Source organism: Yinghuangia seranimata (genome assembly GCF_029953285.1).
Lineage (GTDB): Bacteria > Actinomycetota > Actinomycetes > Streptomycetales > Streptomycetaceae > Yinghuangia > Yinghuangia seranimata.
Genome location: NZ_JASAOI010000007.1, coordinates 116,375 through 130,550 on the forward strand (window position 1 = coordinate 116,375; position 14,176 = coordinate 130,550).

General features: G+C 73.2%; 14 protein-coding genes. 6 read left to right on the forward strand and 8 right to left on the reverse strand.

Going from position 1 to position 14,176, the window contains the following annotated elements:
- Positions 1-306: 306 nt before the first annotated feature.
- Both QI554_RS04875 and QI554_RS04880 read right to left on the reverse strand, forming a co-directional pair.
- Entirely contained in the window at positions 307-2,310 is a 2,004-nt protein-coding gene (locus QI554_RS04875) for a sigma-70 family RNA polymerase sigma factor (RefSeq protein ID WP_281466200.1), read from the reverse strand.
- Between the two features lie 74 nt (positions 2,311-2,384).
- Positions 2,385-2,699 carry a YciI family protein gene (locus QI554_RS04880; protein ID WP_281466202.1) on the reverse strand — a complete coding sequence of 105 codons (315 nt, stop codon included), beginning with the start codon at positions 2,697-2,699 and terminating at the stop codon, positions 2,385-2,387.
- Between the two features lie 246 nt (positions 2,700-2,945).
- Between QI554_RS04880 and QI554_RS04885 the strand changes: the two genes are divergently transcribed.
- The 3 genes from QI554_RS04885 (at position 2,946) to QI554_RS04895 (ending at position 5,343) form a co-directional block, all read left to right on the forward strand.
- Positions 2,946-3,632: a DUF998 domain-containing protein gene (locus tag QI554_RS04885; RefSeq protein ID WP_281466204.1), complete on the forward strand. Its 687-nt coding sequence runs from the start codon at positions 2,946-2,948 to the stop codon at positions 3,630-3,632.
- Positions 3,633-3,805: 173 nt separating this feature from the next.
- Complete coding sequence (locus tag QI554_RS04890; RefSeq protein ID WP_281466206.1) at positions 3,806-4,327, forward strand: hypothetical protein; 522 nt, start codon at positions 3,806-3,808, stop codon at positions 4,325-4,327.
- A 182-nt stretch (positions 4,328-4,509) separates the two neighbouring features.
- Positions 4,510-5,343: a hypothetical protein gene (locus QI554_RS04895; protein ID WP_281466208.1), complete on the forward strand. Its 834-nt coding sequence runs from the start codon at positions 4,510-4,512 to the stop codon at positions 5,341-5,343.
- 105 nt (positions 5,344-5,448) lie between these two features.
- Here QI554_RS04895 and QI554_RS04900 read toward each other — a convergent pair whose 3' ends face one another.
- The 5 genes from QI554_RS04900 to QI554_RS04920 all read right to left on the reverse strand — a co-directional run bounded on the left by QI554_RS04900 (position 5,449) and on the right by QI554_RS04920 (position 9,786).
- A complete protein-coding gene (locus tag QI554_RS04900) occupies positions 5,449-6,645 on the reverse strand; it encodes a globin domain-containing protein (RefSeq protein ID WP_281466209.1) in 1,197 nt (398 codons plus the stop codon).
- Between the two features lie 76 nt (positions 6,646-6,721).
- Positions 6,722-7,165 carry an RrF2 family transcriptional regulator gene (locus QI554_RS04905; RefSeq protein WP_281466211.1) on the reverse strand — a complete coding sequence of 148 codons (444 nt, stop codon included), beginning with the start codon at positions 7,163-7,165 and terminating at the stop codon, positions 6,722-6,724.
- 259 nt (positions 7,166-7,424) lie between these two features.
- Positions 7,425-7,886 (reverse strand): hypothetical protein, encoded by a 462-nt coding sequence (locus QI554_RS04910; RefSeq protein ID WP_281466213.1) that lies wholly within the window; start codon positions 7,884-7,886, stop codon positions 7,425-7,427.
- 35 nt (positions 7,887-7,921) lie between these two features.
- Positions 7,922-8,584 (reverse strand): response regulator, encoded by a 663-nt coding sequence (locus QI554_RS04915; protein WP_281466215.1) that lies wholly within the window; start codon positions 8,582-8,584, stop codon positions 7,922-7,924.
- Complete coding sequence (locus tag QI554_RS04920) at positions 8,581-9,786, reverse strand: sensor histidine kinase (protein WP_425527913.1); 1,206 nt, start codon at positions 9,784-9,786, stop codon at positions 8,581-8,583. The genes QI554_RS04915 and QI554_RS04920 overlap by 4 nt, the downstream gene beginning before the upstream one ends.
- Before the next feature lie 132 nt (positions 9,787-9,918).
- On the opposite strand from QI554_RS04920, the gene QI554_RS04925 reads away from it, so the two are divergent.
- Positions 9,919-10,497, forward strand: coding sequence for a class I SAM-dependent methyltransferase (locus QI554_RS04925; RefSeq protein ID WP_281466219.1), 579 nt, complete (start codon positions 9,919-9,921; stop codon positions 10,495-10,497).
- A 131-nt stretch (positions 10,498-10,628) separates the two neighbouring features.
- Here QI554_RS04925 and QI554_RS04930 read toward each other — a convergent pair whose 3' ends face one another.
- Positions 10,629-11,465, reverse strand: a complete 837-nt coding sequence (locus QI554_RS04930) for an NAD(P)H-binding protein (protein WP_281466222.1) — start codon at positions 11,463-11,465, stop codon at positions 10,629-10,631.
- 82 nt (positions 11,466-11,547) lie between these two features.
- On the opposite strand from QI554_RS04930, the gene QI554_RS04935 reads away from it, so the two are divergent.
- Positions 11,548-12,540: an AraC family transcriptional regulator gene (locus QI554_RS04935; RefSeq protein WP_281466224.1), complete on the forward strand. Its 993-nt coding sequence runs from the start codon at positions 11,548-11,550 to the stop codon at positions 12,538-12,540.
- A 156-nt stretch (positions 12,541-12,696) separates the two neighbouring features.
- Positions 12,697-14,166 carry an amidase gene (locus QI554_RS04940; RefSeq protein ID WP_281466226.1) on the forward strand — a complete coding sequence of 490 codons (1,470 nt, stop codon included), beginning with the start codon at positions 12,697-12,699 and terminating at the stop codon, positions 14,164-14,166.
- Positions 14,167-14,176 lie beyond the last annotated feature (10 nt).

Consider the following 14,176-nt stretch of genomic DNA (forward strand, 5'->3'; position numbering starts at 1 on the left):
GGGCGCACGCCTGCACCGGCTCACCCGCCCGCTCGGGAGGAACCGTGGGCACCTCCGAATCCGATGTGCGTCGCGCACTCGGACTGCCCGACCCGACACCGGAGAACCCGGCCGGGGCCGACTTGAGGGCGTCCTCGGTAACACGTTTCCGGCCGACTCCACGCGGGTCGAGTGGCGCTGCGGGTACTGCGCGGGTGAGGGCATGCTCGGCGGTAACACCGCGTACGACTACTCGTACCGCGCGGCCGTGAGGCTGCCCGGCGGGCCCTTCGTCGAGCCGCTCCCCCTGTGAGCGGGAGTGCGGTGTCAGAGCCGGCGTCGGGACGTCGCGAGTTGGCTGAGCGTGTAGCCGGTGCCGGTGGGGTCGAGGTGCTTGGTGGCCTGTTTGAAGAGGTACTCGGCGCGCTCGTAGGAGAGTCGGCCGCGGCCTGTGTCGGGGCACAGGTCGGCGGGGGCGGGCGTCCTGGCCGGGGCGGGTCTGCGGTCCGCCAGGAAGAGCGGTCCTCGGGTGCGGCCGCCGACCAGGGCGGGCAGCAGGCGGGCGGCGCCGGAGCGCCAGGAGACCGGGACGGAAGCCGTTCGGCCCTCGGCCGTGACGCGGGCGCAGCGGGCCGTGAGGTCGAGGTCTTCGACGTTGACGGACAGCACCTTCGCGGCGCCGGCGCCCGACTCGAACACGATCCGCCAGAGCGTTCGTTCGCGTAGCGGCACCGCGGGCATCCGCCACAGGGCGTCGAGTTGCCCGGCCCCCAGGGCCGGTCGCCCCGTGCGGTCCTCGAGTCGCCGCTCCACGTCGGCCGCCAGGTCTGCCACGGACGCCCAGGACGAGAAGGAGCGGACCGCCGCGCGGTGGCGGTTCCACGTCGGGGCCGCCGTGGCGCCCCACGTGACGGCGAAGACCCGGCCCACCTGACCGGCGGTCACGTCGGCCAACGCGGTCCGCGGCCCGAGGTCGAGGCACAGCCGGTGCAGGGTCTGGCCGTACGACCGGACCGTCGCGGCGCCGAGGTCCTCGCGGGCGAGGAAGTCGCGGACGGCCCCGCCCAGGGTGACGCCCGCCGTCCGGGTCGGGGCGTCGGCCGCGCGGCGCAGGAGGAAGGCCCGTTCGGGCGCGTTGCGGGTGAGCGCGGCCGCGCGTTCGAACTCCGGCGCGGCCTCGGCGTGGCGCCCGAGCCTGGTCAGCAGGTCGCCGCGGACGACGGACAGCAGGTGGTAGTCCTTGAGCGCCGGATCGGCGGTGAGCGTGTCGACCACGTCCAACCCCGCCTGCGGACCGTACGCCATGCCCAGGGCGACCGCGCGGTTGAGCTGGACGACGGGGGACGGCACCAGGCGGATCAGCGCGTCGTACAGCGCCGCGATCTGCCGCCAGTCCGTCTCGTCCGCGGTCCTCGCCTGGGCGTGCGAGACGGCGATGGCGGCCTGGAGGACGTACGGCCCCGGCGGCCCGCCGACCTCGCGGGCCCGCAGCATCGCCGCGAACCCGCGCCGGATCAGGAGCTGGTCCCACCGAGCGCGGTTCTGCTCGTGGAGCTGGACGGGCTCACCGGAAGGGCCGGTGCGCGCCGCGCCGCGCGACGCCTGGATCTCCATCAGCGCGACCAGGCCGTGGACCTCGGCCTGGCGCGGCGCCAGTTCGGCGAGCAACCGCCCCAGGCGCAGCGCCTCAAGGCACAGCGACGGACGCATAAGGTCGTCGCCGGACGTCGCCGTGTAGCCCTCGTTGAAGATCAGGTAGATGACCTCGAGCACCGACGAGAGCCGTCCCGCGAGTTCGGGGCCCGGCGGGAGTTCGAACGGGATGCGCTCCTCGGCGAGGACCCGCTTGGCCCGGGCGATGCGCTGCGCGACGGCCTGCTCCGACACCAGGAACGCGCTCGCGATCTCCGCGGCGGTCAGGCCGCCCAGGAGCCGGAGCGTCAGGGCGGCTCGGGCGTCGGCGGGCAGCACGGGGTGGCAGGAGACGAACATCAGGCGCAGGACGTCGTCGTCCACGCGTTCCTCGAAGTCCCGCTCCTCCGCTCCCTGTTGTTCCAGCGTGCGGGCGAACTCACCGTGCTTGCGCGCCATCCGCTCGCTGCGGCGGAAGTGGTCGACGGCGCGCCGCTTGGCCGCGGTCATGAGCCAGGCGCCGGGGTTGTCCGGGACGCCCTGCGTGGGCCACTGCTCCAACGCCGCGACCAGCGCGTCCTGCGCGAGCTCCTCGGCGAGACCCACGTCGTGGACCATCCGGGTCAGCCCGGCGATGATGCGCGCGGACTCGAACTTCCACACCGCGTCGATCGCGCTATGGGCGCCCGGGGCCGTCACGCGCACGATCAGAGCACCGCCCGAGCCGCTGTGCAAGCCAGGGCGGTGCCCGTCACCGTAGCCGACCCCGACTCTCAGAAGAGCTGGCGCATGAGGGTCTCGCCGTCACCGATGATCTTGAGGAAGCGCCGGGACAGCTCCATCGCCTCCTCCTTCGACTGCACCTCGATCAGCGCGTACCCGCCGACCGCCTCCTTCGCCTCGGTGAACGGCCCGTCGGTCACGGTGATCTCGCCGCCGGCCGACGTGATGAAGCTGCCCCCGAGCTCCATCCCGCCGGTGGCCAGCAGCACACCGGTCTTCGTCAGCTCCTCGACGAACTTGCCCATCTCGGCGAACAGGGCCTCGTCGTGGCTCTTGTCGCTGGTGCTCGTCAGCAGGAATCGCATCGCCGTGTCTCCTTCGTGCTCGAACCCGTAGCCGGGCTTTCCCCTGTGCGTCGAACGACCCCATGTGACAGGGAACGCAGCCCGCGCACCCGATGCGTTCCCTGTCACATCCCCAAGACGACGCGTGGTCGAAAGCCGAAAGCCGAAAGCCGAAAGCCCAGAGCCCGAAGCCCGAAAGCCCGGAGCCCGAAGCCCGAAGCCCCGAAACCGACGCCGACGCCGACGCCGCCACGAAAGGCCAACGCCATGACCACCGCCGCCGCCACCGCCACCGCCACCGCCTCCCTCCCCCGAGCCACCTCCCCCGCCTCGGCCACGACTCGACGCCTGCTGACCGCCGGCGCCCTGGCCGCACCCGTCTGGGCGGTCGTCTCCCTCACCCAAGCCCTCACCCGAAACGCGTTCGACCTGACCCGGCACCCCCTCAGCGCCCTGGCCAACGGCTCGCTGGGCTGGATCCAGATCACGAACTTCCTGGTGTCGGGAACGCTGTTCATCGCCGGATCCGTCGGCCTGCGCCGCGCCCTCCTCGGCACACCGGGCGCGACCTGGGTGCCCCGCCTCGTCATGACCGCCGGCATCGGCATGATGGCCGCCGGCATCTTCCGCATGGACCCGATGGACGGCTTCCCGGCCGGCACGCCCTCCGGCACCCCGGACACCCAGTCCTGGCACAGCAACCTGCACATGGTCAGCGGAATGCTGTCCTTCACCGCCCTGGCGGCCGCCTGCTTTGTCCTCGCCCGCCACCACTCCCGCGCCGGCCGACCCCGCACCGCCATCGCCTCCCGCACCGCAGCCGCCGCCCTCATCGCCGGCAACGCCTGGGCCCTCTCCGGCGCCCCTGCAGGAGCCCTGACCATGGCCGTAGGCGTCACCACCGCCATGACCTGGATCAGCACCACAGCCTTCCGCCTCCGCACCCCCGTCTGAGACCCCACCACCGAACGCCCCCTCAGAGGCCCTGCCGGATTCCCCGACAGGGCCTCCGGCGCACCCCCTGACAACCCCGGAGGCACCGCCCGACAACGCCATCGATATGGTTCCGGCGGATTGCGGACGGGGCGCGGTTCTCACGCCTTTGCACATCTCAGCCAGGAGCACCCGTGCGCGCCCGCATCGCCACCGTCAGCGTCGTCTTCGCCCTGTCCCTCGTCACCGCGGGATGCGGAGGCGGGGACGACGCGGGAGCGATGCCGACGACCGCAGCCAGCTCTGCACCTACGCCTGGCCTCCAGACCGAATCGGCCGCCGGCACCCCGACGAGCGCACCCGCCGGCACCCCGAGCCGCACCGCCTCAGCCGCTCCGCCCGCCATCGACACGGGCTCGATGCACCTGGCCGAGGCCGCACAGGCCGCCGGCGTACAGGCGCCGAGTTCCGCAGCCGTCGCCGCCTATTTCGCGGACCTGAACGCGATCGACCCGGCGATCATCGGCGGACGCCCCACCATGATGTCGCTGATGTTCAACAGCCTGGGCACCTGCCGAGCCCTCGCGAGCCACCGGGACCCGCAGAACCTCCTCGTCCAGACGCTGATGAGTTTCAGCAACGACCAGATCCAGCTCACCCGCGACCAGGCCACCCGCGTCATCGACGCCATCCGCCGCAACCTCTGCGCCGCGTAAGACCGCGGCCACACGCCTGCACCGCACGCGCTGTCCGCGCGTCTCAGCAGGACAGCCGCGTCACCACCGCGTCTCCCGCCAGCACGGGCGTCGGAAAAGCGGTTGGCTTCATCCGGCTGGCGGGCGAGAGTGGGGCCGCAGTCCCGACGGGCGGGGCTACGAGGGTCATGGAGCAGCCTGCTTTGACGGAGACCACGCCGTATGACGCTGACCGAAGTGCCTTTACGCGTGCGGCGCTTGCACGTCTGGTCCTCAGCGACACCAGCGCGGAGCTCGCCGATGTGGCGGGGAATCTCGCGATCACGCGCTTTGACGATCAGACGGGACTGGGCGGGCGGGCCAGTGAGGCCGCGGCCGTGCGGGAGAGTGCCGAGCGGCTCGTCGCCGAGGCGGTGATCTTCGAGCGGGAGCGCGGGAGTTCGTGGGAGGAGATCGCCGGATATCTTGGGATTGACGCGGACAGCGCTCGCGAGCGGTTCACCCCGGCGGTCGAGCGCTGGCACCGTGCCTTTGAGGAGCCGTACCGGCTGGACGAGAGCGGGCGCAAGCGCGTGCTGCAGCTGCCCTTCGCGGCGTACGACCCCGAGTCCGTGTGTCGGCTGCTCGATCTGAGGGTGCGTCTTCGCGTCTACTTCAACGACGAGCACCCCGTCAGCGGGGCACTGCGTTCCGATAGCGCGGCCGACGGGGCTCAGGCTCCGGACTACGACCTCGGCGGCCGGGTTATGCGCGAGGACCTCGGTCGGCTCATGCGCCTGCTGGCGCGCTTCGCGCACGCGGACGGCGGTCCGACCGACTGGGACGCCGTTGCGGCGGGACTGCGCGGCACGGACGAGGACGAACTCGACGCATGGGATGCCTACGTCGTGGAGGGCACCTCGACGTCGCTCCGCATGCGGTTCGCGAACGTCTCCCGTGACGACGGACTTGTCGAGGTCGTCGTTTCGGGGGCGACGGACCGCGAACTGCGGTTGCGGATCGACACGTTGTTCACGGTCTTCGGCCCTGACGCGTAGGGGCCGTCAGGGCCGAAGCCGGACCGTCCACGAGGCCGGGCGCCGGGTTGCGGCGCGAACCGAGGTCCGCGCCGAAGCATGCCCGGCGTCCGGCCCGAACGGGTTCTACTGCTGCCCGAGCCAGAGGTCCGGGCCGAAGACCTCGTAGTGGATGGCCTCGGCGGGGACGCCGCGGCGCAGGAGGTCTCCGCGGACCGCGCGCATGAACGGGAGCGGGCCGCACAGGAACGCCGTAAGTCCGTCCGGGAGTTCGAGCGCGTCGAGGTCGGCCTGGCCGACGGCCGCGTCGGTGTCGGGGTCGGCGGCGTCCTCGTACCAGACGTGCAGGGTCGCGCCCGGGTGGGCGGCGACGAGGTCGCGCTGTTCGGCGCGGTGGGCGTGGTCGGCGGGGCCGCGGTCGGCGTGGACGACGGTCACCGGTCGGGTCGATCCGACGGCGGCCAGGTGGTCGAGGATGGACAGCATCGGGGTGATGCCGATGCCCGCCGAGGCCAGCAGCAGCGGGCCGTCGCCGTCGGGCAGGACGAGGTCGCCGAACGGCAGGGACACGTCGAGGACGTCGCCGACGCGGGCGTGCTCATGAAGCCGGCTCGACACCTCGCCCTCGGGCCCGACGCCGCCGCGGACGCGCTTGACGGTGATGCGCCACTGCGCGGCACCGGGCGCCGCGGACAGGCTGTACTGGCGGATCTGCCGTGCACCGTCCGGGAGTTCGACGCGCACGCTGACGTACTGCCCGGCCTTGAACGCCGGCGCGGCGGTGCCGTCGGCGGGCCGCAGGACGAACGAGACGGCGTCGGCGGTCTCTTCGTGCCGCTCCGCGATCTCCATGCGCTGCCAGATGTCGCCTTCGGTGCGCCCGGCGTCCTGGTACAGCCCGGCCTCGAGGGCGATGAGCGCGTTGGCCATCAGCCAGTAGACCTCGTCCCACGCCGCGGCGACCTCGGGGGTGACGGCGTCACCGAGGACGTCGACGATGGCGGCGAAGAGGTGCTGGTGGACGATCTTGTACTGCTCGGACGTGACACCCAGCGCGGCGTGCTTGTGGGCTATGCGCGCCAGCATGGCGTCCGGGCGGGCGTCGGGCCGCTCCACGAGCATGGTGGCGAACGCCGCGATGGATCCGGCCAGGGCCTGGCGCTGTTCGCCGTTGGCCTGGTTGCCGCGGTTGAACACGTCGCGCAGGAGCTCCGGGTGGGCCGCGAACATCCCCGCGTAGAAGCGCTGGGTGATGTCGCCGAGGGCGGCGCCCACCGCGGGGAGGGTGGCGCGGACGACCGGTACGGACTGCTCAGAGAGCACGGTGACTCCTTTTATTTGGTAAAGGATCTTCGTATTTTTCGGCCCGATGCGCCCTGCCCTCGTAGGGCGCTCCGGGTCAGTCTTCGGTGCGGTCGGACAGTCCGATCAGCACGGGCCCCGTGGGTGACGAGACCAGATCGCCGACGGTCAGCCCGTCCAGCGACGCGTAGAACGCCTCCTGCGCGTCGCGTAGTGCCCGCCGCAACCGGCAGGCGCCGCGGAGCGGGCACGGCGGGTCGCCTGCGCACGCAACGACCTCACCCTCCCCCTCCAACTCCCGTACCAGCCACCCGACGGTGGCCGACCGGCCGAGGCCGGTGAGCTCAAGGCCGCCGCCGCGGCCCCGGCGTGCGTCGACGACGCCGAGTTCGCGCAGCCGCGAGACGGCCTTGGCCATGTGCGTGTACGGGACGGCGACGTCGTCGGCGACCTCACGCGTGGTCACCACCGCCTCCGCGTCGGACACGGCAAGGCGCATGACGGCGCGCAGCGCCAGGTCAGTGAACTTCGTCAACCGCACGCCAGGACGCTATCAAATACGCATCGGCGATACGTATTCAGATGAGGTGTCCCGCGCCACATCCGCCTTGCGTCGGATCCTATGCACCCGACATTGGGCCCGAGAGGCCCCGGTCCCTGGGCCGTTCGGCCCTATTGGGACCCCTCCCCCGTGCCGGGATCATGGCGCGACGGCAGGGAGGGGTTCGTAGCCCTCACGCGCATCTGCGCACCCCTCCCGGCCGGTCTGTTCGTGCACACGCAAGGAAACGCGGCGGCGTTCAGGCGCCGAGATGACGCTGGAACTCGTCGATCGTGCGCCGCCGCATGGTGAAGAAGCCGAGCCAGGACCCGTCGGCGTAGTGGACGCGGAACCGCGCCACCACCTGGAGCCGGGGTCGGCGTTCGACGCGCACGACCCACCCGCGCGGCACCTCCCACACCGGGGTGCCGTTCATGTGGTTCACCAGGCCGACACGCCGGTCGGTGATCCGCAGAAGGAGTGCCCCCGTGGTCTCGGGCATCGACGCGGCGATGCTGCCCGCGCCCCCGGAGACCGCCCCGACGCTCTGCATCAGCCGGTCGCCCAACTCGGCCCCGCGCCGCCCGCGTCCGTCGGGATTGAAGTGGTTCAGACGGACGCCTTTGGCGCTCTTCGCCGGTACGGCGATCCCGTACGCCACCAGCACCTCGGCCGGTTCCAGCCCTGCCGACGCCGCCTGCTCCCGCACGGATTCCGCCACGTTCGCCCCTCCCCCGTCCAATAAAGGGGACGAGCCTATCCACCGGGCCGGACGAGCCCCGACTCGTAGGCGAACACGACCGCGTGGATGCGGTCACGGAGGTCGAGCTTGGCCAGCACCCGGCCCACGTGGGTCTTCACCGTCGTGTGCCCGATGTGCAGCCGCTCCCCGATCTCGGCGTTGGTGAGGCCCGCCGCGACCAGGGCGAGCACCTCGCGCTCACGGTCGGTGAGCATCCTCAGGCGCGCCTGGTCGCGCGGGTCCGCGAGGCCGGTGAGGTGCTGTTCGAGCAGCCGGCCGATCACGGACGGCGCGACCATCGCGTCGCCGCGCAGCACGCCCCGTACCGCGACCAGGAGTTCGGGTGCCGGGGCGTCCTTGACGACGAACCCGCCGGCTCCGGCGCGCAGCGCGGCGTACGCGTAGGAGTCCAGGTCGAAGGTCGTGACGATCAGCACGCGCGGCGCGTCGTCCCGCGCGCAGATCCGTTCGGTCGCGGCGATGCCGTCCAGACCGGGCATGCGGACGTCGAGCACCACCAGGTCGGGGGCCAGCTCGCGCGCCAGTTCGACGGCTTCGGCGCCGTCCGCGGCCTCGCCGACCACCTCGAGGTCGGGCTGCGACCCGATGATCATGCGCAGCCCGACGCGGACCAACTCCTGGTCGTCGCACAACAGGACACGGGCCACGTCGGTCATGCGGCCACCGGCCTGTTCCCAGCGCCTGCGCGGTCGACCGGCAGGTCCGCACGCAGGGCGAACCCGCCGTCGGACGTCGCCCCCGCATGGACCCGCCCGCCGAACATCGCCACCCGCTCCTCCAGCCCCCGCAGCCCCTGCCCCGCCGACGGCAGCCCGGCCGGCGCCGCGGTCCCCGCCGCGTTGCGCACCTCGATCCGCACGCGCCGCCCGGCGGTGTGCGCGGCGCCGAAGTCGACGTGCACGGTGCCCGCCGCGTCCGGGGCGGCGTGCTTGACCAGGTTGGTCAGCCCCTCCTGGACGACGCGGTAGACCTGGAGCGTGAACGACGCGGGCAGGCCGTCCGACTCACCGGTGGTGGTGTAGTCGATCGGCGCGCGACCCAGCGAGCACCGGGCGACCAGTTCGCCTATGTCGCGCGATCCGGGCTGCGGACCGAGGGCGGCCTCGGGCGCCCGCAGGACCTCCAGCAGCACACGCAGGTCGTGCAGCGCTGCCCGGCCGGTTTCGGAGACGATGTCCAACGTACGGTCGACCGCGGCCGGATCCGCGTGCCGGACGAGCTTCGCCCCTTCCGCGTTGAGCACCATGACCGAGACGCTGTGCGCCAGCACGTCGTGGATCTCCCGTGCCACGCGGGCGCGTTCCTCCGCGACCGCGGCCCGGGCCAGCGCCTCGCGCTCGGACTCGGCGAGCCGGGCCCGGCGTTCCACCTCGGCCAGGTACTCGCGACGAGAGCGGTTGAACGCGCCGAGCAGCGCCGCCGACGCGAACAGCAGCGCGGTCGCGCCGGGCGTCATCACGCGCACGTCGGCGTCCACCTGCGGGTACGTGGACACGGCCCACACCAGCGTCAACCCGGCGGCGAAAGCCGCCAGTCGCGCGGCATCGCGCACCAGTCCACGCACGACGAGGGTGTAGAGCACGGCGGCCAGCGCGACGTTGCCGCGCTGGATCTCGTCGCCCCACACCTGGCCGGCGAACTGCACGAGACCGGCCGCCGCGACAACGACGGCCACCAGCCTCGGGTGCCGCCGACGCGCCAGCAGCGGCAGCACCAGGAACGCCATCACCACGATCTGGACCGGCACAGGCCGCCACTCGGGATGGGCGCCCACGCGCGGCGGCACGGCGACCGCGGTCGCGAGCAGCACGTCCGACACCCACGGATGGGAATGCCACCAGCGCGTACACCTGTCCACGAGCGCAACGTAACCGCCGGGCGCGTACGCCCGCGTCCTCCACGGCGTCGATCATGCGTCCTCCTGGGGAAGGACCAGCCAGGTCAGCCACGCTGACGACCTGTCACGGCGACCCGCCCGAGGCTGCGTCGCATGTCCATCCCCCTGCAGTTCCTGCACCACCCGCGCCGCACCGGTGCCATCACCGCCAGTTCGGCCGCACTCGCCCGCCGCCTGACCGAGCCCCTGGCGCTGCACAGCGCCCGCACCGTCGTCGAACTCGGCCCCGGGACAGGCGCGGTCACCGGCGCCATCCGCGCCCGGATGCACCCGGACGCCCGGCTGATCGCCGTCGAGCTCAACCCCGTCCTCGCCCAGGCGGTGCGCGAACGCTTCGCCGGACCCGACGTCGACGTGCACACCGCGTCCGCGGCCGACCTGGTCGACCTCGTCGACGGCCCGGTCGACGCCGTCGTCTCCGGGCTCCCGTGGGCCGCGATGCGCGCCGACGAACGCACGGCCGCACTCGACGCGGTCACCGCGGTCCTGCGCCCCGACGGAGCGTTCACGACCTTCGCCTACATCCATGCCGCCTGGTCGCCCCCGGCGCGTCGCCTGGCCGCCGACCTGAGGGCGCGCTTCGCCGAGGTCCACCGCAGCCCGGTGGTGTGGACGAACACGCCCCCGGCCTTCGTACACCACGCCGTAAACCCGAAGGCCGGACGCCCCTGAGGTTGGCAACCCCCGGTACCTCGACGGGACTCCGTGCGGGCGACGCGACGCGCCACGACCCGCCCGCGGTCAACGGGACGGGTCGCGGCGCGCCCGGCTTAATGCATCAGTTCCACATCCCCGTTAGTGCATCAGTTCCACACCCCCGTGGCCGCCGCCGCGGCCACGTAGTCCTCGAACGCGCGGGCCGGCCGCCCCAGAGCCTGGTCCACCCCGTCGGAGACCACGGCGCCCCGGCCTTCGCGGACGTCGACGAGCAGCCCGGCGAGCAGCCGCGCCACGTCCTCCGGGACGCCGTTCGCGAGCCAGCGCCGGACCAGGACTTCGGCGTCGACGTCGGTGTACGTGATCGTCCGCCCGGCGGCCTTGCCGATCAGTTCCACCGCTTCCCCGAAGCCGACCGTCCGCGGCCCGGTGAGCTGGTACGTCCGGCCGTCGTGTTTGTCGTCGGTGAGCGCTGCCGCCGCGACCTCGGCGATGTCCTCGGCGTCGATGAACGGCGTACGCCCGTCGCCGGTCGGCAGCGCCACCTCGCCGGCGAGGACCGCCGGCAGCCAGAAGCTCTCGCTGAAGTTCTGCGCGAACCAGTCCGGACGCAGCACGGTCCAGCCCACGCCCGAGTCGCGGACCGCCTGTTCGGCCGTCTTCAGCGGATGACCGTCCGCGGCCTCACCGACTCCGTACGCCGACAGCAGCACCAGCCGCCACACCCCCGCCGCCACCGCGTCGGCCACGAACGCCGGTATCCGCGCCCGGTGGTCGACGCCCGCGCGCAGCTCGGGCTCCAGGAGGTACGCCGCGGTCACTCCGTCCAACGCGGGCGCCCAGCCCGCCGGGTCGCCGAGGTCGAAGGGGACGTCGCCGCGGGTACGCGACGCGGTACGGACCGACAGCCCCGCTGCCCTGAGCCGACGCGTGATGCGCCGCCCGGTCGTGCCACTGCCGCCGATAACAAGGAAGTTCGCCATGCCTCCAGCGAACTGCACCGCCCGCGGACGATCCATGGGTGAACGTCGCCGGAACCTTGGTGATCGTCTAGCCTCGTCGGGCATGGACGTCCTCAGCGACCTGTTGCACCGGGCCCGTGCCACCAATCCGCTGATCCGTCAGCTCGTCCAACGGCCGCCCTGGTCGATGACGTTCGCCGACCCGCCGCCGCTGACCGCCGTGACCGCGCTCGGCGGCCCCGCGTGCGTCCGGCTCGGCGGGTCTCCCGACCCCGGCCCCAACCCGGACTCAGACTCCGCCGTCGACCCCGTGCACGTCGCCCTCGCCCCCGGCGACATCGTCCTCATCACCGGCCCGGGCCCGCACACGGTCTCCGACGCCCCTTCCACCCCAACGCAGTTCGTCATCCGAGGCGGACGCAAGTACCTCGCCGACGCGAACTCCGAGGCGGTGTACGGCCAGGAGGCACTGGCACCGCGCACCTACGGCGACGGCCTGCCCGGCGCCACGACCGTGCTCCGGGCGGCGTACGAGCTCCGCGGCGGCGCGGGCGACCGCCTGCTGGACCTGCTGCCGCCGCTCGCGGTCGTGCCCGCCGGACCTCGGACCCGGGCGGCGCTCGACCTGCTCGCCGCCGAGGTCGCCCGTGAGGAGCCCGGCCAGGACGCCGTCCTGCACCAGATGCTCGACCTCCTGCTCGTCCTGGCGCTGCGCGCCTGGTGCGCCAGGCCAGGGGCCGACCCGTCCTGGTACCGGGCGCTCGCCGCCCCGGCCGTCGGCGACGCGCTGCGCCTGCTGCACGAAGAGCCCGCCCGCGCCTGGACGGTCGCCGGCCTCGCCGCCGAGACCGGCCTGTCCCGCGCCGCGTTCGCCGCCCGCTTCACCCGCCTCGTCGGCGAACCCCCGCTCGCCTATCTCACCGCCCACCGCATGACCCTCGCGGCCGACCTGCTCCGCGACACCGACACGACCGTCGCCGCCGTCGCCCGCGCGGTCGGCTACCACGACGCCTTCGCCTTCAGCACCGCCTTCAAGCGGGCCCGCGGAGCCACCCCGTCCGAGTGGCGCCGTCAGGCTCGCCGCGTCCAGCCGTGAGCCGGATCCCGCCGTCACCGATACGGGTGAGGAGTTCCCGGAAGCGGGCGCGCCCCGCGGCGCCGGTGGGATAATGCTGCTGTGGCCTCGCCGTGCCCGGCACGACGGCCGGCGGGGCTCGGCTGCGCGACGTACCGTCATCCTCGAGGCCGGCCCATGAGCACTCTCAGCGCCACCGACGTCGACACCGTCACCGCGCTCGACGCCACCGCCCAAGCCGCGCTCGTACGCGACCGCCACGTGACCGTGGAAGAGCTGGTCACCGCGGCGATCGCCCGGATCGAGCGCCTCAACCCGGCCCTCAACGCGGTGATCACGCCGACGTTCGAGCAGGCGCTCGCGCAGGCACGCGCGGGCCTGCCCGACGGTCCCTTCACGGGCGTCCCGTACCTGATCAAGGACCTCGCCACCGAGCAGGAGGGGGTGCGCTTCACCGAGGGGTCGGCGTACCTGCGCGGCAACGTCTCCCGGCACGACCAGGAGCTCGTCCGGCGGCTGCGCGCCGCCGGGCTGGTGCTGCTCGGCAAGACCAACACGCCCGAGTTCGGCATGGCGCCGACGTGCGAGCCCGTCCTGTACGGGCCCACCCGCAACCCGTGGGACCCGGCCCGCACCACAGGCGGGTCCTCGGGCGGTTCGGCGGCCGCCGTCGCCGCGCGGATGGTTCCGGCCGCGCACGGCAACGACGCGGGCGGTTCGATCCGCTTCCCGGCGTCCTGCTGCGGCCTGTTCGGGCTCAAGCCCAATCGCGCCCGGGTGCCGCTCGGGCCGGCCTACGGCGACGCGTTCGGGGGCTGGGCGGCGGAACACGCGCTCACCCGTTCGGTCCGCGACTCCGCCGCGCTGCTGGACGCCGTCGCGGGACCCGCGCCCGGCGACCCGTACACCGCGCCGCCCGCGCCCGGCCCGTTCGCCGCGGAGGTGGACCGCGAGCCGGGCCTGCTGCGCATCGCGTACAGCCTGACCGCGTCCGGCGGCCACCCCGTCCACCCCGACTGCGCCGCCGCCCTGGAGGACGCCGTCGGGCTGTGCGCGGACCTCGGCCACGACCTGGTCGAGCAGGACCTGCCCGGGCTCGGCGACGAGGTCGGTGAGGCGATCGGCACCGTCTACTACGCGGCGATGGACTGGATCGTCGCGTACTGGACCCGGGAGCTGGGCCGCCCTCCGGCGCCGGGGGAACTGGAGCCGTACACCCGGGCCTACTGGGAGCACAGCCGTCGCGTCACCGGCGGCGACTACCTGCTCGCGGTCACCACGCTCCAGGCGTTCGCGCGCACCGTCGCCGACTTCCTGACCGGCTACGACGCCTGGTTGACCCCGACACTCGCCCAACCTCCGCTCCTTCTCGGCGAGATGACGTCGTCCGAGGACGACCCGTGGCGTACGGCCCGCAACAGCTCGCCGTTCGTCGCGTTCCCCGCGATCGCCGCGAACATCACCGGCGGACCGGCCATGTCCGTGCCGCTGTACTGGTCGCGGGAGGGCCTGCCGATCGGCGTCCACTTCCTGGGCCGGGTCGGCGACGAAGCCACCCTGTTCCGCCTCGCGGGGCAGCTCGAACGGGCCCGCCCCTGGGCCGGCCGTGTGCCGCCGGCGGCAAGGACGTGGCCCGCCCGTGTGTGAGCGCCGAGGA